The following is a 21,353-nucleotide window of genomic DNA, read 5'->3' as shown; positions in this document are numbered from 1 at the left end:
GGTCACCTTTCTACCGCAAGACCCATGCTAGAGCCGACGGGCTCGGCGGAGCGGCTGGGCGTAGCGGCCGTGCTCCGTGCCTCCGCGATCAGCCGGGCGAACGCGTGGCCGGATTCCTTCACGGTACGCTCCTGCGTCTCGTAGTCCACCCGCACGATCCCGAAGCGCTTCTCGTATCCCCAGGCCCACTCGAAGTTGTCGAGGAACGACCACACGAAGTAGCCGCGCACGTCTGCACCCTCCGCGATGGCGGAGCGGACCGCATCCACGTGGGCGAGGATGTACGCCTCGCGTTCCGTGTCGTGGATGCGTCCGTCGTCGGCGACCGTGTCGTCGTACGCCGCGCCGTTCTCGGTGATGTACAGCGGCGGAAGGGTCGGGTACTCCTGGCCGAGCCGGACGAGCAGGGTGCGCAGCCCGTCCGGGTTGACCTCCCAGCCCATCGCCGTCTGCGGCAGGTGGCGCGTCGGGAACGTCACGTACTCGCTGCCGACGAACGGCGACGACTTCGGCCGGTCCGTCGGCGTGAGGCCCGGGACCGCATCCGCCGGCAGTGGATGCCCGGAGACGTTGTCGTCGTGGTAGTGGTTCACGCCGAGGAAGTCGATCGGCTGCGCGATGGTGGCGAGATCGCCGTCGTGCACGAGCTCCTCGAAACGGTGCTCGCGGAGGTCGTCGAGCACGTCGTCCGGGTAGCTGCCGAGGAGCAGCGGCTCGAGGAACATCCTGTTCCACAGGCCGTCGATGCGGCGCGCCGCCTCGCGGTCTGCCGGGTCGGACGGGTCGTTGGGCACGGCGTTGGTGAGGTTGAGCGTGATGCCGACGCGCAGCGCAGCGGCGGAAGCGGCGGAGGACGCTGTGCCGGACGCGCCCGCCGCATCCCGCAGCGTCTGCACCGCGAGTCCGTGCGCGAGGTGCTGGTGATGCAGCGCCGCCAGTGCTGCGCGCGGCTCCCGACGACCCGGAGCGTGCTCACCGGCTGCGTACGCGATCAGCGACGAGCACAGCGGCTCGTTGAAGGTGGTCCAGTGGCTCACCCGGTCGCCGAGAGCGTCGTAGACCGCAGAAGCGTAATCACGGAAACGGTACGCCGTGTCGCGGTTCGCCCAGCCGCCTGCGTCTTCGAGCGTCTGCGGCAGATCCCAGTGGTAGAGCGTGAGCCACGGCAGGATGTCCGCATCCAGCAGCTCGTCGACCAGGCGGCTGTAGAAGTCGAGCCCCGCGCGATTCACGAAGCGGTCGCCGGGCTTCACGCGCGCCCACGAGATCGAGAACCGGTACGACTGCAGTCCGAGCTGCTTCATCAGCGCGACGTCTGCCGGCATCCGGTGGTAGTGGTCGACGGCGACCTCGGGGGTGTCCCCGCCGGCGACGGCATCCGGGATGCGCGCGAAGTGGTCCCAGATGGAGTCCTCTTTGCCCTCCTCGTGCGCTGCGCCCTCGATCTGGGCAGCGGCGGTCGCCGACCCCCACAGAAAACCAGCAGGCCAGTCGGTGGTCTGGAAGGTCATTCTTAGCCTTTCACCGCGCCGGCCATGATGCCGGAGACCAGCTGCTTGCCGGCGAGCACGAAGAGGATGAGCAGGGGGATGGTGGCCATGACGGCGCCGGCGAGCACGATCGAGTAGTCGACGTACTTGGCCGACTGCAGCTGGCTCAGCGCGACCTGCAGGGTCGGGTTCTGCGGCACGACGAGCAGCGGCCACAGGTAGTCGGTCCACGCGGTCATGAAGGTGAACAGGCCGAGGATCGCCATCGCGGGACGCGCGGCGGGGACGCCGACGTGCCAGAACGTGCGGATCATGTTTGCGCCGTCGACGCGTGCGGCCTCGATCAGCTCCTCCGGGATCACGTCCACCAGGTACTGCCGCATGAAGAACACGCCGAACGCGGTCACCAGGGTCGGGATGATGACCGCGCCCAGGGTGCCCGTCCAGCCGAACTGCTTCATCACCATGAACAGCGGGATGATGCCCAGCTGGGTCGGCACGGCGAGGGTCGCGATGACGAACACCATCAGCCCCTCACGGCCGCGGAACTTCAGCTTCGCGAACGCGTAGCCGGCGAGGGTCGAGAACCCGACCACCGAGATGGTGATGATGCTCGCGACGATGAGCGAGTTGCCGAGAGCCAGCCAGAACGGCACGGTGTCGAGCACCTGCGCCACGTTCGTCCAGAACTGTCCGCCGGGAAGCAGGGGAGGGTATGTGGAGGTGAGCACGCTGCTCGGGCTCGACCCGGCGACGACGGACCACCACAGCGGGTAGACGCCGCCGATGAACACGACGATCAGCAGGCCGTAGGTGAGGAAACCGGGGCGGCGGTCGATGCCGAGCGCGCGGCGCTTCGGCGCCCGGCCCTTCTGCGAGCCGGCCTTCGGCGCTGCCGCCCGGGGCGAGCGCTGCTCTGCCTGGCCGTTGCGGTCGACGGTGGCGGTCATGATCTCTTCTCCTCGCTTGCGGCGACCAGGGCGAGGTCGCCCTCGGTGGCCGTGTCGTCACTGTTCCCACTGCCCGCGTCACCCGCCCCCGCCGTGGCGCGCGAAGCCGCCAGCCGACGTGCGGTGCGTTTGGCGCCCATCCGGGCCTCTGTGGATGCGATGCGCCGGGAGATGAGGAAATTCAGCACCCCGAACGCGACGATGATGATGAACAGCAGCCAGGCGATGGCCGATGCCTTGCCGAAGTTCTGGCGGTTGAACGCCATGTCCCAGAGGTAGAGCACGGTGGTCTGGTACTGCCGCTGCGGTCCGCCCGGCACAGCGCTGGACGGGTTGAACAGCTTCGGTTCCGTGAAGATCTGCAGGCCGCCGATGGTGGCCGTGACGATGACGAAGATCATCGTGGGCCGGATGCTCGGCAGCGTGATCGAGAAGAAGCGGCGGAACGCGCCTGCGCCGTCGAGGGCGGCCGACTCGTGGATGTCGCGCGGCACGGCCTGCATCGCGGCGAGCAGGATCAGCGCGTTGTAGCCGGTCCAGCGCCAGTTGACCATGGATGCGATGGCGACGTGCGCGGGGAACGTCTCCGTCTTCCAGTTGATCGGGGAGAGGTGGACGGACTGCAGCAGGTTGTTGATCAGGCCGTACTTCTCGTCGAAGGCGCTGGAGAAGATGAGGGTGACAGCGACGGGCGTGACGACGTAGGGGATGAGGACGCTCATCCGCCAGAACGTCTTGGCCCGGATGTTCTGGTCCAGGATCGCGGCGATCAGCACGGCGCCGATCAGCTGCGGGATCGCGGACAGCAGGAAGATGCTGAGGGTGTTGAACAGCGAGTTCCAAAAGAACGGGTCGCTCAGCTCGGCGACGTAGTTGCCGAGGCCGACCCACTCGCCGGGGCCGGTGAGGAGGTTCCACTTGTTCAGCGACACGACGAACGTGTAGACGAGCGGGAACAGTCCGACCAGGCCGAACAGCACGAAGAACGGTGCGATGTAGAAGTAGGGGGACGCCTTGACGTCGAAGCGGCTCAGCTTCTGACGCGGGGTCAGGGCGCGGCGCGCATCCCGATCCTGCTTGCGGCGGTCGCTGCGGTCTGTGCGGTCTGTGCGGTCGGCGGCGCCTGTGCCATCGGCGTCGGCCGCGGTGGGCGGTGTTGTCACGGAGGTCATGCGCTGGTTCTCCCCAGGGTGCGGGCCCCCGCCGCCTGCGCGGCGGGGGCCCGGTCGGTGCTGGATGCTACTTGTTGACGACCAGCTGGTTGAGCAGCTTCATCGCGTTGGCCCAGGCCTGGTCGCCGTTCGCCTTGCCGGAGTCGAGCTCCTGCACGGACGGGCCGAAGACCTGGGACTGGATGACCGAGTCGTCCGGCCCCTTGTACTGGGCGACGACGCCCTTCGCACGCTCGGCGAGGATCTGACCGATCGGAGCGTTGTTGAAGAACTTCGTCAGGTCGCTCTCGCCGGTCACGCCGGAGTCGGACTGCGCTGCGGTCACGGACGGGAAGGTGCCCGCGGCCTGGAAGGTGGCGACCTGCGACTTGGCGGTGGTCAGCCACGCGGCGAGGTCAGCGGCCTCCTTCGGGTGCTTCGACTGCTTCGGGACGGTCAGGAACGATCCACCCCAGTTGGCTGCGCCGCCGGGGAAGACATTGGCGAAGTCCCACCCGGTCGCTGCGTCTCCGCCGCCGGCCTTGACCTGGCCCTGCACGACGCCGAGCATCCAGCCCGGGCAGACGAACGTGGCGAACGAGCCGTCGGTGAACGCCTTGCCCTTGCCCCAGTCCCACTGGGTCTGGTTGGAGGAGAGGCCGGCAGCCGCTCCACCGGCGAGCTGGCTCCACAGGCCCTTGAGCGTGGAGTTGTCCTCGATGTTGAGCTTGCCGTCCTTGGTGTAGTAGCCCTCCGGCTGCTGGTTCACCATGGCGTTCCAGAGGAAGCCGGACTGGTCGTAGAACGGCTTGCCGCTGGCGGCCTTGTACTGCTGGCCGACCTTGAAGTAGTCCTCCCAGGTGGCGTTGTCCCCGCCGAACAGCTTGGCGACGGAGTCGCGGTCGCTCGGCAGACCGGCGGCGGCGAAGAGCTTGCTGTTGTAGCAGAGCCCCTCCGGCCCGATGTCGGTGCCGTAGCCGATGATGCGGCCGTCCTTGTCGGTGGCCTGCTTGAGCTTCCAGTCGACCCAGCGGTCCTTGATCTTGTCGGCCCCGTAGTCCTTCAGGTCGTTGAAGTCCGTGGAGACCTGCATGACCTTGCTGAGCCAGCCTTCTTCGACGGCCTGGACGTCGGGGAGGCCGCTTCCGGCCGCTTCCTTGGTCTGCCAGTCGGTCAGGGCGTTGTCACCGGTGTCGATGTTCGTCGCCTTGATCTTGATGTTCGGGTGCTCCTTCTCGTACTGCGAGTAGAGCTTGTCGAATCCCATCGTGCCGAACGTGGTGACGGTCAACGTGATCGGGTTCGAGCTGCTGCCGCTGTCTCCACCGCTGGATGAACATCCTGCGGCGAGGAGGGCGAAGGATGCGGCGCCTGCAACGGCGGCGACAACCTTGGTGCGTCGTGAGAACTTCACGGTCACTCCCTTGTGTGCGTGGTCTGGTGGTGGGGCGCTGAGAGCGCTCTCAACCAGTGGTGTGAGAGCGCTCTCACGCGTTGCCACAGAGAATATGCAGGCATTGCGGGCGGTGTCAAGCGCGAGCGTGGTCGCGCTCTCATCGGCGCCAATCCGCGGATGTGTCATTCTGTCGCTCGCGCCGTGGGCGATTCTGCGTCCTGCCCAACAATTCCGGGGGTTCGGGACGCACGGACGGCCGTCGTGAGGCTGTCATGGCGACTCTGCGCGGTCGTCGCGTCGTGACCGAATCGTTACCGTCGCGGGGCGCGGTTCGGGGCTCGCGCACCCACAACGCACAGCGGCCGCCGCCCGCGAGGGCGACGGCCGCTGGATGCGCTGAAACCTACTCCGCAGCCGGCTTCGGGCGCTGCGCGCGCAGGGAGGCCGTGTCGGCTCCCGGCTCGATCAGTGCGCCGAAGTCGTCGGCAGCTCGGTGGGCGAGGATGCCCGTGTCGTACTCCTCGTCGCTCTCCGCAGCCACGGTGCCGGCGAGCACGCGCTCGCGGTCGGCAGCCGCATCCGCTGCGTCGGCCGCGTCGTCCGCGGCCTCCTGGAGGGCCGACTTGGCCCGCAGCGGCGGCGTCTTGAAGAACCAGGTGAGCACGAACGCGATCAGGACCACGATCAGCGCCACCCAGTAGACCTCGATGGCCGACTGGTTGAAGCCGACCAGGAACGGCTTGGAGAGCCGCTTGTCGGCGCCGTTCAGGAACGACGTGTCGTCGAGGCTGGCGCCACCTGCGGAGTCGGACTTCTTCAGCTGGGTCTGCAGCGTGGGCACCGCCTTCTCGACCACCTGCGAACGCTGGTCGGCGTTCGAGAAGTCGATCGGGGCAGCGGGCACCTTCGTGGCCGCGAGGTCGGCGGGGACGCCCTGGGCGACCAGCTGTGCGACGGCCGCGTCGTGCGCGCCCTTCTGCGCGTTCGCCTCGAGCGGGGTCACGATCTTGTTGTAGATCGTGTCCATGATCTGCTTGTTCTCCGGCGCGCTCGCCACGGACGGCGTGAGTGCCGCATCCAGAGCATTGGTCAGCGTCGGCTTGTCGCTCAGCGAGGTCTGGATGTTGCCGGGCATCACCGTGAACAGCAGCGACAGCAGCACGGCCGTGCCCAGCGTTCCACCGATCTGGCGGAAGAACGTGGATGCGCTGGTCGCCACACCCATGTCCTTCAGCCCCACCGAGTTCTGGCTGGCGATGGTGAGCGTCTGCATGAGCTGCCCGAGGCCCAGGCCGATGAGCAGCATGGCGCCGGCGATGAACCAGTACGAGCTGTCGAACTTGAGGAACGTCAGGTAGAAGAACCCGCCGGACAGCAGCGCCGTGCCGATGATCGGGAACTGCCGGTAGTGGCCGGTGCGCGAGATGATCTGGCCGGAGGCGATCGAGGAGATCATGAGGCCGAGGATCATCGGGAGCATCTGCAGGCCCGACTCCGTCGGCGTCGCGCCGAGCACGAGCTGCAGGTAGAGCGGCAGGGTCAGCATGGCGCCGAACATCCCGAAGCCGACGAACACACCGATGATGGTGGCCATCGAGAAGGTGGAGGAACGGAACAGCTTGAGCGGGATGAGCGCGTCGTCCTTCATCGCCATCTCGACGAGGATGAAGGCCACGATGCCGATGGCGCCGACCACGTAGCAGGCGATCGCCCCGGCGCTGTCCCAGCCCCAGTCGCGTCCCTCCTCCGCCACGAGCAGCAGCGGCACCAGGGCGACGACGACCGCCGTCGCGCCCCACCAGTCGATGCGGGCGGAACCGCGTTCTCGCTTCGGCAGGTGCAGGAACCGCATCACGATGAAGAGTGCGATGACACCGATCGGCACGTTGATGAGGAACACCCAGCGCCATCCGGCGATCCACAGGATCTCGTTGGCGCCGGCGAACAGGCCGCCGACCAGCGGGCCGATGAGGCTCGAGATGCCGAAGACGGCGAGGAAGTATCCCTGGTACTTGGCGCGCTCGCGCGGGGCGAGCATGTCGCCCATGATGGCGAGCGGCATGGACATCAGGCCACCAGCGCCGAGGCCCTGGATGGCGCGGAACACCGCGAGCTCGATCATCGAGGTCGAGAACGTGGCGGCGATCGAGCCGACCACGAAGATGACGATCGCGAGGATGAACAGCGGGCGGCGGCCGAAGATGTCGGACAGCTTGCCGTAGATCGGCGTGGAGATCGTGGAGACGATCAGGTAGGCGGTGGTGACCCACGCCTGCTGGCTCAGACCGTGCAGATCGTCGCCGATGGTGCGGATGGCGGTACCGACGACCGTCTGGTCGAGGGCGGACAGGAACATACCGGCCATGAGGCCGAAAATGACGAACAGGATCTGACGGTGCGTCATGATCGCGTTCCTCGGTGCGGCGGGCGCCGCGGATGCTTGGCTTGACATGAATCTCCGAGTCGAGAGTCTGATGGGGACGCCCGAGCCACGGGAGTCACACCGGTGTGGGGCACAAAAAAATTTGCGGAGAGTGCAAAGTTACACCCGGTGCGACTGTTTCAGCAACGTGAAGTAGTTGTCATATGTAAACGTTCGCCACAAGCGAACGCGCATCCCGGATTCCGCGCATTCATGCGGATGTATGGATCGAATCCACGCGAACCACACCCCCCGCACAGGTGTCACCGAAAAAGCAGGCGTACCGTGAAAGGAGACCCGAATCCGACGCCCCCCATTCGACATTCGATCTGAAGGTCCCATGTTCCGCCAATCCCGTACGACCTCTTCGCGCCGCCTCATCGTGGCAGCAGGCTTCGCCGCAGCCACCGCGCTCATCCTCACCGGATGCGCGGGCGAACCGTCGCCCATCACCAAGGCCGTGGCCGGCGCATCCCCGTCGTCGGAGAGCACGAGCATCTCCACGATCCGCCCGGCAGCAGGCAGCGTCTCCGGTGCAGGAACGGTCACCATCTCCGGCAACAACCTCGACGACGTGAAGAGCGTGCAGATCGGCGGCCAGCAGGCCACGGTCACGCACACCAGCGACAGCAAGGTCGTCGCCGTCGTCCCTCCCGCCGCCAACTACCAGGCCGGCGCCGTGGATGTGGCGCTCACCGGCAAGAACGGCAAGGCCATCGCGAGCAGCGACAAGGCGTACGACTACAAGGTCGCGACGCCGGTGGACAAGCAGCTCGCATACGCGATGACCTACTGGAAGAACTACAACACCGCGGAGTGGGGCGACCTCAACCCGGTGGGCGGCGACTGCGCCAACTTCGTCAGCCAGTCCCTCATCGCCCGCGGCTGGCAGATGAACGCCGACTGGTACAACAAGGACGCCGCGGCCGACTGGAGCCCCGCCTGGGGCTACGTGCCGTCGATGGATGCGTACTTCCAGGCGAACGCCGCGGCTCTCGGCCTCACGGAGTATCCGCTCGACCAGCGCGACAACATCAAGGTCGGCGACATCGTGATGTTCGACTGGAACGACAACGACTCCCTCGACCACGTGCAGATCGTCTCCTCCGTGCAGAAGGTCGACGGCAAGGTCGTCATCAAGATGGTCGGCCACAACGAGGACACCGACTACCGCGACCTCGACACGACGATCACCGTCGACCACCCCGGCGCCATCGGCCACTTCTGGAGCCTCTCCAAGTAGCCTGCACGCCCGCCGCGACGCGGCTGGGAGTACCGCTCCGCTGCACCGCGCCGAGATATGCTCATCGCGTGAACATGGGGGAGCTTCGACCGCGTCGTGCCCGCGCGACGGCGGCCGCGCTTCTCGGCGGTGCGCTGATCGTCGTCGCGGCACTCAGCGGATGCGCGACGGGCGGGGCGACGGCGGCCGACCATCCACGGCGCTCCGGCACGCCGCACTCGAAGCCGTCGCGCCCGACGGAGGACCCGTCTGCGTCGTCGCGCCCGACGCCGACGGTCACGCCCACGCCGACAGCAGTCGGCTTCGACAAGGCGGCGCAGTCGGTCGACGATCCGGCAAGCACCTGGGTCGTGGCGAACAAGCAACGGGGGCTGAAGCCGCCGGAGTACGTCCCGGGCGACCTGGTCTACCCGGACGTGACGTACGTGAACCGCCAGCCGATGCGGCAGGAGGTGGCGACGGCGCTGGTCGCGATGTTCGCCGCAGGCAAGGCGGAGGCCGGCCTCGAGTTCTCGGTGCAGAGCGCATACCGGTCGTACGAGTCGCAGGTGCGGGTCTACAACGACGACGTGGCACGCAACGGCCAGGCGTACGCGGACACCGACACGGCCAGGCCGGGGCACAGCGAGCACCAGACCGGGCTCGCCGTCGACATCAGCGCCGTCCCGGCGAAATGCTCCCTCGCCGCCTGCTTCGCGCAGACGCCGCAGGGGGAGTGGCTCGCGGCGAACGCCTGGCGGTTCGGCTTCCTGCTGCGGTATCCGGCCGACAAGGTGCCGGTCACCGGGTTCACGTTCGAGCCGTGGCACTTCCGCTACATCGGTGCGCCGCTGGCGGCCCAGCTGCACGCGACCGGCGTGACGACGCTGGAGGAGTTCTTCGGAGTGCCGGGCGGCACGACGTATCAGTGAGGTGCGCCGCGGACGCGAGCTGCTGACCTCGCTGACGAGCTGACGCACGTATTTCTTCGAGCGTGGCGTCATCGAGGCGCACATTCTGCGTCTCTTCTGGTGACGGCGGCCGCACCTGCTGCCCCCGTTACCGAAACCCCCGACTCGATGAAGGCACTCGATGACTATCGCCGACGACGACGCACCATACGTGCTCGGCCAGCAGCGCATGACGCTCGCTGAACTCCGGGCAGAGCTCGAGCGGGTGCCCGCCGGCGCACCCGCGCGCCCTGGTCCGTTCTGGCGGTCGCCGGTGGTGGTGATCGGCGCTGCCGCGGTGATCTCGGTCGGCGCCCTCGTGGCCATGTGGGCGGCCCTCGTCGCTACCTCGGTGTGACCGTGCCGGCCATCGACCATCCGCTGATCGGGGAACTGATCCGCTGGTCCAGGGACGGGAACGTGCTCGTCGGGCTCGCGGGCGGTTACGACGACGACAGAGACAGCATCCTGCTGTTCACCGACGCGCTGCGCGAGGTGAGCATCCTGGTCCCCGCTGTGGAGTGCCGGCGGATGCGCGGCGCCGACCGTTCTTTCGACGCCGAGCGGACGCAGGGCGAGCGCGACGCGTACCATCGTGGGCTGCTGGATGCGCGGACAGCGGTCACACAGGTCGCCGCTGACCTGGCGATGTCGGGAGACGTGCAGCGCTGCTCCGGTGTCGCGCGCGCGTTCGAAGCGGTGGAGGAGTTGGTCCTGGGGCACGGCGATTAGTCCGGCGCAGTGCCGGAGAGAAATATCTGAGAATTCCCCAGCAGTCGCGTCATGTTCCGCGTGCTGGGGACTCTCTCTCGGTTAAGACCAGGTGTCCTCCCGAAGGGGCATCCGGTCGGTCGTCACCTGTTCCCGGAGGTCGAAACCATGCCGAAAGCGCTCTTCAGCGCCCGACGAGCCCTCTCTACCCGTTCTGACGGCGAACTCGTCGAGCTCAGCCGTTCTGGCAATCGCGACGCGTATGCCGAGCTGTGGCGACGCCACGCGTCGGCGGGTCTCGCGGTCGCGCGCTCGCACAGCCCGACACTCGACGCGGACGATCTCGTCTCCGAGTCCTTCGCCCGCATCTTCAAGACGATCGCAGCGGGCGGCGGCCCGACGTCGGGCTTCCGGCCGTACCTGTTCACGACGATCAGGAACACGGCAGCGGGTTGGGGACGCGCGCGCCGCGAGGTGGCGGTCGACGACGCCGACCTCATCGAGGACCCCCGCTTCAGCGAGGAAGCCCAATTGGATGCGCTCAACGGCACGCTCGCGATGTCCGCGTTCCGAACCCTCTCCCCAGAATGGCAAGAGGTTCTCTGGTACACCGAGGTCGAGGGGCTGGCGCCGAGAGAACTCGCCCCGCTTCTCGGCCTGAGCGCGAACTCGGCCGCCGCGCTCGCATACCGCGCCCGCGAGGGCCTCCGCCAGGCCTGGATCCAGGCCCACCTCGCTTCGGTCCCCGCCGACTCCGAGTGCCGCTGGACCATCGACCACCTCGGTGCATACCTCCGCGGCAAGGCGCAGAAGCGCACGCGCACCCGCATCGACGCGCACCTCGACACGTGCGCCGAGTGCAGCCTCGCGGCAGCCGAAGCCACAGACGCCAGCCGCCAGGTCGGCCTCATCCTGCTGCCCCTGACCGCCGGGATCGGCGGGGCCATCGCGTACACGGCGTGGCTCTCCACGGGCGGCGGCGTCGGTGCCGCCTCCGCGGCGACGGCGGCGACGCTGGGGGGTGCCAGTAGTGCTGGTAGCGCAAACACCGCCGGCGCGGCCAGCGCGGGAGCCGCATCCGGTCTTCCCGTGCTCGTCGGAGCGGGCCTCGTGCTCTGTGCGGTGGCGGTGGCAGGCTTCGCGCTCACTTCGACGATCTCCTCGACGCCGAGCGACCAGGAGGTCGCGGCGGCGTCCGGTCCCTCCCAGCCCGATGTGCCGCCCGCGACGGCGACGGTGCCCGCGCCACCCGCACGCCCGGTCGCGCCGGTGCCTACGGTTGCTCCCGTCGTCCCGCCCGCGGTGGACCAGGCGGCGACACCGGGGGTCGAAGCTTCTACGCCGCAGGCCGGAGGACAGCCGCGACCCGCGAGCGTTCCGACCGCGCCCGCAAAGCCGAAGCCGACCCCAACCCCCACCCCGACGACCTCGCCGACGACGCCTGCCACTCCCGTGCCGGATGCGCCGGTGATCCTGTCGCCGTCCCCCAGCGCTCCGGTGCTCACCGACGCCGACGTCATCACGGTCTCGGGCACCGCCGTGCCCGGCTCATCGGTGACCGCCGCCGTCGACCGCAGCGTCTTCTCCACCTTCCCGGCGGATGCCACGGGTTCGTGGACGATCCGTATTCCTCTCGCGGCATACGCCGATGGGCGGCACGCTCTGACCTTCGTGCAGAAGACGGCGCAGGGCACGTCGGCCGCCGCGTCGCTGAACGTCACGATCGACCGGACACCCGCTGCGCCGGTCGTCACCGCAGTGGACACGGCGGACGGACGGTACTTCCCGATCCTCAGCGGCACGGCCCAGCCGGGAGCAACCGTGGCGATCTCCGGGCCGGGTGGGGTGGGTCCGGTCAGCCTCGCCGCCGATGCGACCGGCGCGTGGACATCACCACCGGTCACCGGTCTCGCCGCAGGCACGAGCACCCTCACGGTCAGGCAGACGGACCAGGCCCGTCGACAGTCGGCATCGTCGACGGTCGATGTGCAGCTGGTCGCGCCCGCGCTCTCGGTCGATTGCTCCTGGTGGCCCGACCACGGTCCTGCCGTCACGGCCACCGCGACGGGCATCCCCGGCGCCGACATCGAACTGCGAGTGTGGGGCGGCACCGGCTGGACCGCCTCCGCGCTCGACGCCGACGGCCGCTGGTCGGATCGGCACCTGTGGCTGCCGCTGCACGGCTACTTCCTCGGAGAGGTGAGGTACGCGGGCGACGGCCGCGTCGGACCGGCGGCGGAGGCTCACGCGGCCGACTGACCGGCAGTCGCCGCAACGAGCGGCCTCAGCGGAGTGCCCGCTGCGCCACACCACGCGGCGCGGGACGGCTGGGATGGGGACCAGCCGCCCCGCGGCTCAGGGCGTCAGCGGCGGGTGGCCGAGCGGCGGACGCGACGGAGCACGAGCATCCCGAGTCCGGCGGCGACGGCCATTGCTGCCGTGATCCCGAGCATCCCGGCCCCGGTCGTGTCGCTTCCGGTGTGCGCGAGGGTGCCGCTCGGGGATGCGTGGCTCCCTGCCACGGGCGCCGCACCGGACGCCGGGGACGTGGGGGTCGTCGGCGGCACGACCGCCGTCGGCTTCGGCGTGGGTGTCGGCGTTGAGGTCGGCGGCGCGGTTGCGTAGTCGTTCGTGATCGTGACGGGGATCGTCGTGGGGGAGTCCTGCGTCACCGCGATGTCGCCCGTGGGGGCGTATGCGACCGAGGTGGCGCCGCGGCTGTCCGTCTCGGTGACCGTGCACTGCGCGCCCACCGGGATGCCGGGGAACGTCTTCGTCTGGCCGGCGGCGATCGCGGCGGTCGCCGGGTATCCGCTGACGGGGGAGCCGCCGGACGTGCAGGTCACCGTCACAGGGAAGGTGCCGGAGGGTGCGACGCCGTCGCCGGTGACCTGCTTGGTGACCGCGATGGCGCGGAGCGTGATCCCGGACGCTGCGCCGCCCGCTGTGACGTAGTCGACGCTGGCCTGCGCGTCGCCGAGACTGCGGCCGCTGGCCGTGTTCGCGAACGTCGTGCCGTCCGGGATGCCGGCCGGGACGTCGAGCCGGTAGTAGACGGCGTAGACGCTGGCCGGGTCCGGCTGGTGCACGGTCAGGGCGAACGACGCGGCTGCGGGCGTGAACGAGAAGGTGCCTGCTCCTGTTCCCTCGGTGAGCCTGGTCGCCGATGCGCCCCAGTCGCCGTTGTTCCAGCCGGCGATCGGCACCCGGTACACCTCGAGCGAGCCGGGGTGCAGCGTGAGGCGGCCGTCGTAGGTGTCCGTCAGCTCGACCTCCGATCCTCCGTTCGTGAGGAGAGCGCCCGGCACGTTGACGTTCCAGCCGAGCGTGCCGTCGGTGTTCTGCCAGCCGCCCTTGGTGAGTGTCGTCGGCGCCGGCCAGCCGCCGCCTCCGGTGCCCGGCTGGATGCCGCCGCCCGGCAGCGGGACCGTGATCGTCGCCGTCGACCCAGCACTGAACAACACGTCGCCGGTCGCGGCCGACGCAGCGGTGGCGTAGAAGTAGAGCGAACCGGCGATCCCGGAGTGGGTGGCGGCGTACGCGCCGACGGTGCAGGTGACGCTCGTCGAGACGACCACGCAGCTGCCGACGTCCGCGCCGGTCGAGTCTCGCAGTTCGAACTGCGACGAATAGCCCCTCACCGGTGACGGGAACGAGAGAGTGAAGGTGTCGCCCGGCTGCGCGCCGGACGGCAACGCCCACTGAGCGTCGACGCGGAACCGCTGCCCCACGGTCAACGGGGTGTCCGGATGCGCGGGATCGGGTGCCTGGATGGTCACGGCGGTGACCGCATCCACCGGCGCCGCCGAAGCGGCCTGCGCGGGTGCGAGCGCGAGTGCCGTCGCACCGAGGGCGGCGACGGCGGCGACGGCCGCGAGCGCCGCGGAGGTATGAGCGATGGAAACGCGCGACCGTCGGTTCGCGCGCTGGAACAGCAAGGGAAGCATTTCGGGACTCCAACTCGGGTACGAGAGCCCTGGAGAACGCGGCTCTCGACCTCAGTGAGTTGAAGAATCGTCAATTATGACGGGCCGCCGCCAGCGTTGCGACGGCCCGGAAACACCACCCGGCGAAGCAGTCCCGCCGCTACGCTCCCGCCAGCGCGTCGCCGACGATCCGCTTCGCTTCCTCCTGCACCTCGCGCAGGTTGTCGGAGCCGGCGAACGACTCGGCGTAGATCTTGTAGACGTTCTCGGTGCCGCTCGGCCGCGCGGCGAACCAGGCCGTCGCCGTCTCGACCTTGACGCCACCGAGGGCTGCATCGTTGCCGGGGGCGCGGCTGAGCTTGGCCGTGATCGGCTCGCCCGCCAGCTCGGTAGCCGTGATGGCTTCGCCGTCGAGCTTGGAGAGGGCGGACTTCTCGGCGGGGCTGGCCGGAGCATCCACTCGTTCGTAGACGGGGTCGCCGAACTTCTCGGTGAGCTCCGCGTAGAGCTGGGAGGGGGTCTTGCCGGTCACCGCGCGGATCTCGCTGGCGAGCAGCGCGAGGAGGATGCCGTCTTTGTCCGTGGTCCAGACCGAGCCGTCGAAGCGGAGGAAGCTCGCTCCCGCGCTCTCCTCTCCGCCGAAGCCGACCGAGCCGTCGATGAGGCCGGGCACGAACCACTTGAAGCCCACCGGCACCTCCCACAGCCGGCGGCCGAGCGACTCAGCCACCTTGTCGATGATGGAGGAGGAGACGAGGGTCTTTCCGACCGCTGCGTCTTTTCGCCACTCGGTACGCGTGCGATAGAGATAGTCGATGGCCACCGCGAGGTAGTGGTTGGGGTTCATCAGGCCGCCGTCCGGCGTGACGATGCCGTGCCGGTCGGCGTCGGCGTCGTTGCCGGTGAGGATGTCGTAGTCGTCTTTGTGCGCGAGCACCGACGCCATCGCCGACGGGCTGGACGGGTCCATCCTGATCTTGGAGTCCCAGTCGAGCGTCATGAAGCTCCAGGTGGGGTCGACCGTGGGGTTCACGACCGTGAGGTCGAGGCCGTACCGTTCCGCGATGGCTGCCCAGTAGTTGACGCTCGCGCCGCCGAGCGGGTCTGCGCCGATGTGGATGCCGCTGTCGCGGATGGCCTTCACGTCGATGATGTTCTCGAGGTCGTCGACGTACGTTCCGCGGAAGTCGTACGTCTCCACCGCGCTCGGCTCGCTCATCCGGACGCCGCGGAGGTCGTCGGCGATCAGCTCGTTGGCACGGTTGGCGATCCAGCTCGTGGCGTCTGTGTCTGCCGGGCCGCCGTGCGGCGGGTTGTACTTGAAGCCGCCGTCGGCCGGCGGGTTGTGGCTCGGGGTGACCACGATGCCGTCTGCCTGGTCGTCGTGACCGGCGCGGTTGTAACGCAGGATCGCGTGCGACAGGGCGGGCGTGGGCACCCAGTCGTCGAACTCGTCGACCAGCACGCGCACCTCGTTTCCGACCAGGACCGCGAGAGCGGTGGTCATCGCGTACTCGCTCAGCGCGTGCGTGTCCGCGCCGAGGAACAGCGGCCCGGTGATGCCCTGCGATGCCCGGTACTCCACGATCGCCTGCGTGGTGGCGGCGATGTGGTTCTCGTTGAACGCAGTGTTCAGCGAACTGCCGCGGTGACCGGACGTGCCGAACACCACCCTCTGCTCCGGGATGCTCACATCCGGCTTGAGGTCGTAGTAGGCGCGCCGCAGAGCGTCGATGTCGACCAGGTCGGAGGCTTGGGCTGGGGTGCCGGCTCGTTCGTTCATGGCTCCATACTTCCACTCGGGATGCGCCGCGCCAGAGGGTTACGTCAGGTTGTGGAGAACTTCATCCTGTGCAGAGGCGGTTGGCTAAGCTGATCGCCATGCCTGAAGCCGCCGAGCCCACCGCCGAACTGCCCGCGTCCGTCGACGAGGTCTACAGCTTCCTGGGCCCCTCCGGCACGTTCACCGAGGCGGCGCTCGCGCAGGTCCCCGAAGCGCGCGGCAAGCACTGGCGCTCGGTCAACAACGTGGGGGAGGCGCTCGCGGACGTGGTCTCCGGCCGCAGCGTCGCAGCGATGATCGCGATCGAGAACTCGATCGAGGGCGGCGTCTCCGTCGCTCAGGATGCGCTGGCCACCGTGCCCGGCCTCCGCATCGTCGGCGAATACCTCGTCCCGGTCAACTTCGTGCTCGTGGCCCGCCCGGGAACGACGCTCGCCGACGTGAACACGATCAACGCGCATCCCGTGGCGTACGCGCAGTGCCACCTGTGGCTCGACGAGCACCTGCCGGAGCACGGTCACCTGCCGGCGTCCAGCAACGTCGCCGCGGCCGCCTCGCTCTTCGAGGGCAGCACGGCGGATGCCGCCATTGCGCCTCCGGGCATCGTCGACCACCACGACGTCGAGGTGCTCGCCGAGAACATCGGCGACAACCCGAACGCGGTCACCCGCTTCGTCCTCGTCAGCACGGAGCGCAGCGTCCCGGCGCCGACCGGCGCGGACAAGACCAGCCTCATCGCCGAGCTCCCCGACGACCGCCCGGGCTCCCTGCTCGACCTGCTCGAACAGTTCTCCACCAGGGGCATCAACCTGAGCCTCATCGAGTCGCGGCCGATCGGCGACGCCCTCGGCCGCTACCGCTTCGTGATCGACGCCGACGGCCACATCCACGACGAGCGGGTCGCGGATGCGCTGCTCGGTCTGCGCAGGTTCAGCCCGGCCGTGATCTTCCTCGGCTCGTACCCGCGTGCGGACAAGGTCTCCGTCGACTACGACCGCCGATACCGCGACGAGGTGTTCACCGAGGCGCGCGACTGGCTGGCGTCGCTCACGGCGCCCAGGGACACCGACGCCGGCGCCGGCCACCAGGGGTAGGCTGCGAGCCAGAACCGTTCCGAGTCCCGAGCGAGGAGCACACGATGGCCGTGGACGAAGCGAACCGCGAGACCGCCGACCGCGGCGATTTCGACCCGCGCTACGACCCGGCCTTCCAGCGCGGGTACCAGCCCAAGCCGGGGGAGCGACCCGCCACCAGGATGCGGGATGCGGCTGCGACCGCAGCGTTCCAGCGCCCCGCACCGCGGGCGGTCGACCCGGTGGAGCGGGCGGATCGGGCCGAGCGGGCGGAACCTTCCGCGGACGCTGAGTACGACGTCGTGGAGGCGGAGGCGGAGCCCTACGCGCCCGCGACCGGCGCGGCCCCCACTCCGGCCGCGGCCCCCGCCCTCACCGCCGCTCCAGCCCTCGCGTATCCCGCCCGCGGCGGCGTCCTCGCCACGGTCGACTTCTCCCCCCGCCGCAACCGCGCCGTCCTCACCCTCTGGCTGGTCGGCGGCGGGCTGGTGGCGCTCGGCATCCTGCTCTACGTGATGTCGGTCTTCACCTCGTACACCAACCCCACGTCGGGCGCCGATGTCACCGGCCTCGTCTTCAGCCAGCTGGGGTGGATGCTCGCCGGCCCGCTGATCACGGTCGGCCTCGCGACCCTGGTGGTGTTGCTCGCGCTGACCCTGCTCTCCGGGCGGCCTGCGCTTGAGCCTGTCGCTGAGGCGACGCACGGACCGGAACAGTCGGACTGATCGGCTCGAGTCGCCTCCTGGTGAGGCGGCCCGCGCGTTCCTTATAGATGCAATAACAACATTGCAGCGGACGCGGGCAGACCGTACCTTCTTTGAAAGGCCAGGTTCCAGATACAAAATGTATCATCTGGCGTTTGGATTCAAAGGAGTTCCGATGTCAATCACTCTCGACCGCCAGCAGGTCTCCCTCTCCAGAACGCGAGAGGCGGTCTTCGAACTGGCCTCGCGCGCTGCGACGAGCGATCCGCTGGGCGCGCTGGCGTCGCGGCGGGCAGCGCTCGCTGAACGGCGCGCCAGTGGCGTAGCGAACGGGGTGGCGCCGGTCGTGGCGTTCATCGTCCTTGTCGCCGTGCTCGCGTTGCTCGCTGCTGCCATCAGCATCGCCGTTCTCGTCTTCTGCTCGCAGAAGGGCATGAATTTCGAGTGGTACGTCCACACCAGCTGGTTCGAAGTGAAGGTCGCCTGCAAGAAATGACAGTTCTCGGTGATCAGCTGAGTTCCGCGCCGTCGTCCACCACGCGCGGCGCCCTCGTGGCTGGTGCGATCGGTCTGGTGACCGGGCTCGTCGTGGGTGCCGTCGGCACCGCGATCGCGGTCGGCTGGGTGATCTTCAACGCTGTCGAGTCCCAGGCGTCGGCACACGTGCCGCTGGTGATCGACGTCGCCGTGGTCGATGGCACCGTGCGCGCGGAGTCGGGGGACGGTCTCGTCGTTCCCGCGTTGGTGTGTGCCGTGGTGGGGGCATCGATCGGTGTCGCGATCTGGGTACTTCGACGTCGTCGATGATGGCTCAGCCGTGATGGCTCAGCCGCGGGCGTTCCGGCTCGCGGTCAGTGCGTCGTGGCGGTTCAGTCTGCTCTGCCTGACGACGCTGGCCATCGTGGGCGGACCGGGCATCGTGCTCCTCGGCGCGATGTTCGGACCGCCCGTGGCGTACAGCGGTTTCGCGTCGATCGTGCTCTTTCCTCTGTCGATCCTCGTGCACGAGTACGGTCATGCGCTTCCCGCCATACGGTCGATCAGGCTGCTCCACTCGCGAAGCGGGACCGACCGCGTCGAAGCACACGGCGACTGGTTCTCCGCCGAGATCCGGCGACCGCGTTTCGCCCCGCGCAGGGATGCGCTCATCACGATGTGTGGGCCGGCGGCCGGAGCATCCGTCGGCGTGATCGTCATCGGAATTGCCTTGCTCTGCATCGAGGAGCCGAACCCGCTCGCACTGCTCTTCTCTGTCCCCTTTGTCAGCCACCTTGCGGCGCTCACCCCATTCAGCAAGGACGGGCGTGCCCTTCTGGACGCGTTCCAACGGAAGGAAAACACATGAGCAGCCACCCGGGCCTGATCGTCCGTGACCTGGTCGTGGGCTACGGCCGTCGACCGGCCGTGCTGAACGGCATCGATGCAGACATCGAGCCGGGCACGATGGTGTCCATGCTCGGGCCGAACGGCTCGGGCAAATCGACCCTCCTGCACGCGCTCCTCGGCCTCATTCCCGTGCGACAGGGAAGCGTGCGGCTGCGAGGTGAGCCGCTCACGGCGGTCCAGCGCACGCACGTCGGGTTCTGTGCAGACGATCTTCCGCTGCCGAGCCTGCTCACCGGCCGCGAGTTCCTGCGCTTCTCAGCCGTTGCGCGCGAAGTCGAACTCTCCGACGGCGATGTGGCGAACCTGTTCGAAGCAACGAACATGGCCGGTTCGGAGACCCGGTTGATCCGCGAGTACAGCCACGGGATGAAGCGCAAGCTGATGCTGCTCGCCAACATCCTGCACTCACCGAGCCTCCTGATCCTCGACGAACCATTCCGGGGCCTCGACCCGGAAGCGCAGGTGGTGATGCGCACCGTCCTGAATGCGGCTGCCGAGCGGGGAAGCATCGTTCTCATTTCGACGCACGACCTTGCGGTCGCGGCGCGGATCAGCGACAACGTTCTGGTTCTCGACCGAGGACGTATCCGATTCCTGGGCGCGTTCAGCGAGAGCGCGACAGGTTCTGCCGACCTCGCCGACACCTTCGCGGGCATCGTCAATTCGGACGACCGGCACGCGATGAGATCCGAGCAGCTGTTCAGCACCCTCGACGGCATCCGGACGCGCCGATGACCGTTCTCCCGATCCTTGCTCGCGCGCACGTCGCGTCGACGCGCAATCACCTCACGGCCCAACTCGGCGGCGTCGTTCAGCGCAACGTCGTCCTGGCGGTGGGCGCGATCCTGCTCCTCGCCTACAACACCGGCGTGTACGTATGGAGTTCCAGCCTGCTGGGCGGCCTGATCGACGATCCGGCGGCGGCAGCGACCATCGTGCCGGTGCTGCCGATCATCCTCACGCTGCCCGCGTACGGCATTGCTTTGATCCTCACGATGCTCCTGCCCGTCGAGTCCCCGCTCGCCTTGCAGGCGAGGCTGCTGGGTGCCTCGCGCTGGTACTGCGCCGTGTCCGAGTTCCTCCCCATCGCCGGCGCCGTCGCTGTCGCCGCCGCCCTCGGGCTGAGCGGATCGTTCGTGTTTCCGGCCGGCATCAGCGCGGTTCCCGTCGCGACGTTCCTCTCGCTCATGCTTCTCGCTGTCGCCTTCGGCTTCCTGTGCCAGGTCGTCACCCTTGCTGTCGAGCGCGTTCTCGGACTTCTCCGGGTGCCGCCGCGCGAGCGACGGTTGTGGGGGGTCATCGTCGCAGCGCTCGGGATGTCCTTCGTCGCTGTCGACCTCGTCCGATGGGCGGCCGACGGTGGCCGTCCCCGCGGGTTCTCCCTGGTGGCGTCCATCACCGGTTGGTGGGGTGGGATGCTGCCTCAGAGCTGGCTCGCTGTGCTGGCCCTGGCGGGGCTGTCCACACTGCTGCTGGTGCTCGGGGCCGCTCTGAGCTCGTCGGACCCGGCGGGAGGCTATTTGCGTGCGGGCACCGTCGCCGTGCGGGTTCCGGTTCTGCGTTCGTTCGGCGGCCAGCTCGTCGCCACGGAGCTGGCGACGTGGATGCGCGACTCCACATCGCGTGTCTCGTTCGGCGCCATGATCGCCATCGATGCCGGGCTGGTCGTCGCAGCGCGGAGTCACATGCTCGATCCGGGCATCGTGCTCCTGTTTCTCGTCCTGGTCTCTGCGACCGGGGGAGAACTGATCATCGGGCGCTCACGCGACATCAACTGGACGCTGCGTGCGATCGGGATGCGCGACGCGTCCGTCCTCTGGTTACGCGTCGGTGTCGTCGGTGTCGCGTTGACCGCCGTCTTCACGGCGGCCATGTTCGCCACCGGGCTCATCGACAACGATCCGATGCGCATCGCGGAGGCGTATTCGCTGTTCTTCGCGATCTTCGCGATCGCCACGCTGGCCGGCGCGGTGATCCCGTTCGACGAGCGGGCGGCGCTCGGGATGTTCGCGACCTCGGCGCTCTCGATCGTTCTGGAGATCGTCGTCATCGTCATGGTCACCACGATTCTGCAACTCACCGGATTCCCGCTCGTCGCTGCGGATCTGACAGTGGCGGCCGTGTGCGGGGCGTTGACCTGGGCGGCGTTCGCGCGCAGTAGATCGGCGGGTCCGTAAGGGTCCGGGCAG

At 68.6% G+C, this 21,353-nt stretch carries 19 protein-coding genes; 12 read left to right on the top strand and 7 right to left on the bottom strand.

Annotated elements, in window-relative coordinates:
• Positions 1-2: 2 nt before the first annotated feature.
• The 5 genes from B7438_RS11180 to B7438_RS11160 form a co-directional block, all read right to left on the bottom strand.
• Positions 3-1,511, bottom strand: coding sequence for a GH1 family beta-glucosidase (locus B7438_RS11180; protein ID WP_085369654.1), 1,509 nt, complete (start codon positions 1,509-1,511; stop codon positions 3-5).
• Between the two features lie 2 nt (positions 1,512-1,513).
• Entirely contained in the window at positions 1,514-2,440 is a 927-nt protein-coding gene (locus B7438_RS11175; protein ID WP_085369653.1) for a carbohydrate ABC transporter permease, read from the bottom strand.
• On the bottom strand, positions 2,437-3,612 hold the full coding sequence (locus B7438_RS11170) for a carbohydrate ABC transporter permease (RefSeq protein WP_085369651.1): 1,176 nt from the start codon (positions 3,610-3,612) through the stop codon (positions 2,437-2,439). Before B7438_RS11170 ends, B7438_RS11175 begins: the two co-directional genes overlap by 4 nt.
• A gap of 67 nt (positions 3,613-3,679) precedes the next feature.
• Positions 3,680-5,005, bottom strand: a complete 1,326-nt coding sequence (locus B7438_RS11165; protein WP_085369650.1) for an ABC transporter substrate-binding protein — start codon at positions 5,003-5,005, stop codon at positions 3,680-3,682.
• Between the two features lie 385 nt (positions 5,006-5,390).
• On the bottom strand, positions 5,391-7,391 hold the full coding sequence (locus tag B7438_RS11160; protein WP_256921986.1) for an MDR family MFS transporter: 2,001 nt from the start codon (positions 7,389-7,391) through the stop codon (positions 5,391-5,393).
• Positions 7,392-7,749: 358 nt separating this feature from the next.
• Between B7438_RS11160 and B7438_RS11155 the strand changes: the two genes are divergently transcribed.
• From B7438_RS11155 to B7438_RS11135, 5 genes are all read left to right on the top strand, one after another.
• A complete protein-coding gene (locus B7438_RS11155; protein WP_085369646.1) occupies positions 7,750-8,652 on the top strand; it encodes a DUF1287 domain-containing protein in 903 nt (300 codons plus the stop codon).
• Positions 8,653-8,726: 74 nt separating this feature from the next.
• Positions 8,727-9,563, top strand: a complete 837-nt coding sequence (locus B7438_RS11150) for a M15 family metallopeptidase (RefSeq protein ID WP_085369645.1) — start codon at positions 8,727-8,729, stop codon at positions 9,561-9,563.
• Between the two features lie 160 nt (positions 9,564-9,723).
• Positions 9,724-9,939: a hypothetical protein gene (locus tag B7438_RS11145; RefSeq protein ID WP_085369643.1), complete on the top strand. Its 216-nt coding sequence runs from the start codon at positions 9,724-9,726 to the stop codon at positions 9,937-9,939.
• A 2-nt stretch (positions 9,940-9,941) separates the two neighbouring features.
• Positions 9,942-10,313 carry a hypothetical protein gene (locus tag B7438_RS11140; RefSeq protein ID WP_143465817.1) on the top strand — a complete coding sequence of 124 codons (372 nt, stop codon included), beginning with the start codon at positions 9,942-9,944 and terminating at the stop codon, positions 10,311-10,313.
• 147 nt (positions 10,314-10,460) lie between these two features.
• The gene (locus B7438_RS11135) at positions 10,461-12,551 is read left to right on the top strand and encodes a sigma-70 family RNA polymerase sigma factor (RefSeq protein WP_179150792.1); all 2,091 of its coding nucleotides are present in this window, start codon (positions 10,461-10,463) and stop codon (positions 12,549-12,551) included.
• Positions 12,552-12,655: 104 nt separating this feature from the next.
• Here B7438_RS11135 and B7438_RS20265 read toward each other — a convergent pair whose 3' ends face one another.
• Both B7438_RS20265 and pgm read right to left on the bottom strand, forming a co-directional pair.
• On the bottom strand, positions 12,656-14,239 hold the full coding sequence (locus B7438_RS20265) for a DUF5979 domain-containing protein (protein WP_143465815.1): 1,584 nt from the start codon (positions 14,237-14,239) through the stop codon (positions 12,656-12,658).
• Positions 14,240-14,378: 139 nt separating this feature from the next.
• Complete coding sequence (gene pgm / locus B7438_RS11125; protein WP_085369637.1) at positions 14,379-16,001, bottom strand: phosphoglucomutase (alpha-D-glucose-1,6-bisphosphate-dependent); 1,623 nt, start codon at positions 15,999-16,001, stop codon at positions 14,379-14,381.
• A 98-nt stretch (positions 16,002-16,099) separates the two neighbouring features.
• Between pgm and pheA the strand changes: the two genes are divergently transcribed.
• From pheA to B7438_RS11090, 7 genes are all read left to right on the top strand, one after another.
• Positions 16,100-17,095, top strand: coding sequence for a prephenate dehydratase (pheA, locus tag B7438_RS11120; RefSeq protein WP_179150791.1), 996 nt, complete (start codon positions 16,100-16,102; stop codon positions 17,093-17,095).
• Positions 17,096-17,139: 44 nt separating this feature from the next.
• Positions 17,140-17,799, top strand: coding sequence for a hypothetical protein (locus tag B7438_RS11115; RefSeq protein WP_085369635.1), 660 nt, complete (start codon positions 17,140-17,142; stop codon positions 17,797-17,799).
• A 154-nt stretch (positions 17,800-17,953) separates the two neighbouring features.
• Positions 17,954-18,274: a hypothetical protein gene (locus B7438_RS11110; RefSeq protein WP_085369634.1), complete on the top strand. Its 321-nt coding sequence runs from the start codon at positions 17,954-17,956 to the stop codon at positions 18,272-18,274.
• On the top strand, positions 18,271-18,585 hold the full coding sequence (locus tag B7438_RS11105) for a hypothetical protein (protein WP_085369632.1): 315 nt from the start codon (positions 18,271-18,273) through the stop codon (positions 18,583-18,585). Before B7438_RS11110 ends, B7438_RS11105 begins: the two co-directional genes overlap by 4 nt.
• A gap of 13 nt (positions 18,586-18,598) precedes the next feature.
• Positions 18,599-19,123 (top strand): hypothetical protein, encoded by a 525-nt coding sequence (locus B7438_RS11100; RefSeq protein WP_085369630.1) that lies wholly within the window; start codon positions 18,599-18,601, stop codon positions 19,121-19,123.
• On the top strand, positions 19,120-19,899 hold the full coding sequence (locus B7438_RS11095; protein WP_085369628.1) for an ABC transporter ATP-binding protein: 780 nt from the start codon (positions 19,120-19,122) through the stop codon (positions 19,897-19,899). Before B7438_RS11100 ends, B7438_RS11095 begins: the two co-directional genes overlap by 4 nt.
• On the top strand, positions 19,896-21,341 hold the full coding sequence (locus B7438_RS11090; protein WP_085369627.1) for a hypothetical protein: 1,446 nt from the start codon (positions 19,896-19,898) through the stop codon (positions 21,339-21,341). Before B7438_RS11095 ends, B7438_RS11090 begins: the two co-directional genes overlap by 4 nt.
• Positions 21,342-21,353 lie beyond the last annotated feature (12 nt).

This window comes from Leifsonia sp. NCR5 (assembly GCF_002105485.1).
Classification (GTDB): domain Bacteria; phylum Actinomycetota; class Actinomycetes; order Actinomycetales; family Microbacteriaceae; genus Leifsonia.
The sequence above is the reverse complement of the archived record's forward strand: the minus strand, read 5'-3'. Positions and strand labels throughout refer to the sequence as shown.

Coding starts and splice junctions, on each gene's coding strand:
- B7438_RS11110 (WP_085369634.1), top strand. CDS start 17,954: ATGTCAATCACTCTCGACCGCCAGCAGGTCTCCCTCTCCAGAACGCGA.
- B7438_RS11180 (WP_085369654.1), bottom strand. CDS start 1,511: ATGACCTTCCAGACCACCGACTGGCCTGCTGGTTTTCTGTGGGGGTCG.
- B7438_RS11145 (WP_085369643.1), top strand. CDS start 9,724: ATGACTATCGCCGACGACGACGCACCATACGTGCTCGGCCAGCAGCGC.
- B7438_RS11175 (WP_085369653.1), bottom strand. CDS start 2,440: ATGACCGCCACCGTCGACCGCAACGGCCAGGCAGAGCAGCGCTCGCCC.
- B7438_RS11150 (WP_085369645.1), top strand. CDS start 8,727: ATGGGGGAGCTTCGACCGCGTCGTGCCCGCGCGACGGCGGCCGCGCTT.
- B7438_RS11105 (WP_085369632.1), top strand. CDS start 18,271: ATGACAGTTCTCGGTGATCAGCTGAGTTCCGCGCCGTCGTCCACCACG.
- pgm (WP_085369637.1), bottom strand. CDS start 16,001: ATGAACGAACGAGCCGGCACCCCAGCCCAAGCCTCCGACCTGGTCGAC.
- B7438_RS11090 (WP_085369627.1), top strand. CDS start 19,896: ATGACCGTTCTCCCGATCCTTGCTCGCGCGCACGTCGCGTCGACGCGC.
- B7438_RS11100 (WP_085369630.1), top strand. CDS start 18,599: ATGGCTCAGCCGCGGGCGTTCCGGCTCGCGGTCAGTGCGTCGTGGCGG.
- B7438_RS11155 (WP_085369646.1), top strand. CDS start 7,750: ATGTTCCGCCAATCCCGTACGACCTCTTCGCGCCGCCTCATCGTGGCA.
- B7438_RS20265 (WP_143465815.1), bottom strand. CDS start 14,239: ATGCTTCCCTTGCTGTTCCAGCGCGCGAACCGACGGTCGCGCGTTTCC.
- B7438_RS11160 (WP_256921986.1), bottom strand. CDS start 7,391: ATGACGCACCGTCAGATCCTGTTCGTCATTTTCGGCCTCATGGCCGGT.
- B7438_RS11135 (WP_179150792.1), top strand. CDS start 10,461: ATGCCGAAAGCGCTCTTCAGCGCCCGACGAGCCCTCTCTACCCGTTCT.
- B7438_RS11095 (WP_085369628.1), top strand. CDS start 19,120: ATGAGCAGCCACCCGGGCCTGATCGTCCGTGACCTGGTCGTGGGCTAC.
- pheA (WP_179150791.1), top strand. CDS start 16,100: ATGCCTGAAGCCGCCGAGCCCACCGCCGAACTGCCCGCGTCCGTCGAC.
- B7438_RS11170 (WP_085369651.1), bottom strand. CDS start 3,612: ATGACCTCCGTGACAACACCGCCCACCGCGGCCGACGCCGATGGCACA.
- B7438_RS11115 (WP_085369635.1), top strand. CDS start 17,140: ATGGCCGTGGACGAAGCGAACCGCGAGACCGCCGACCGCGGCGATTTC.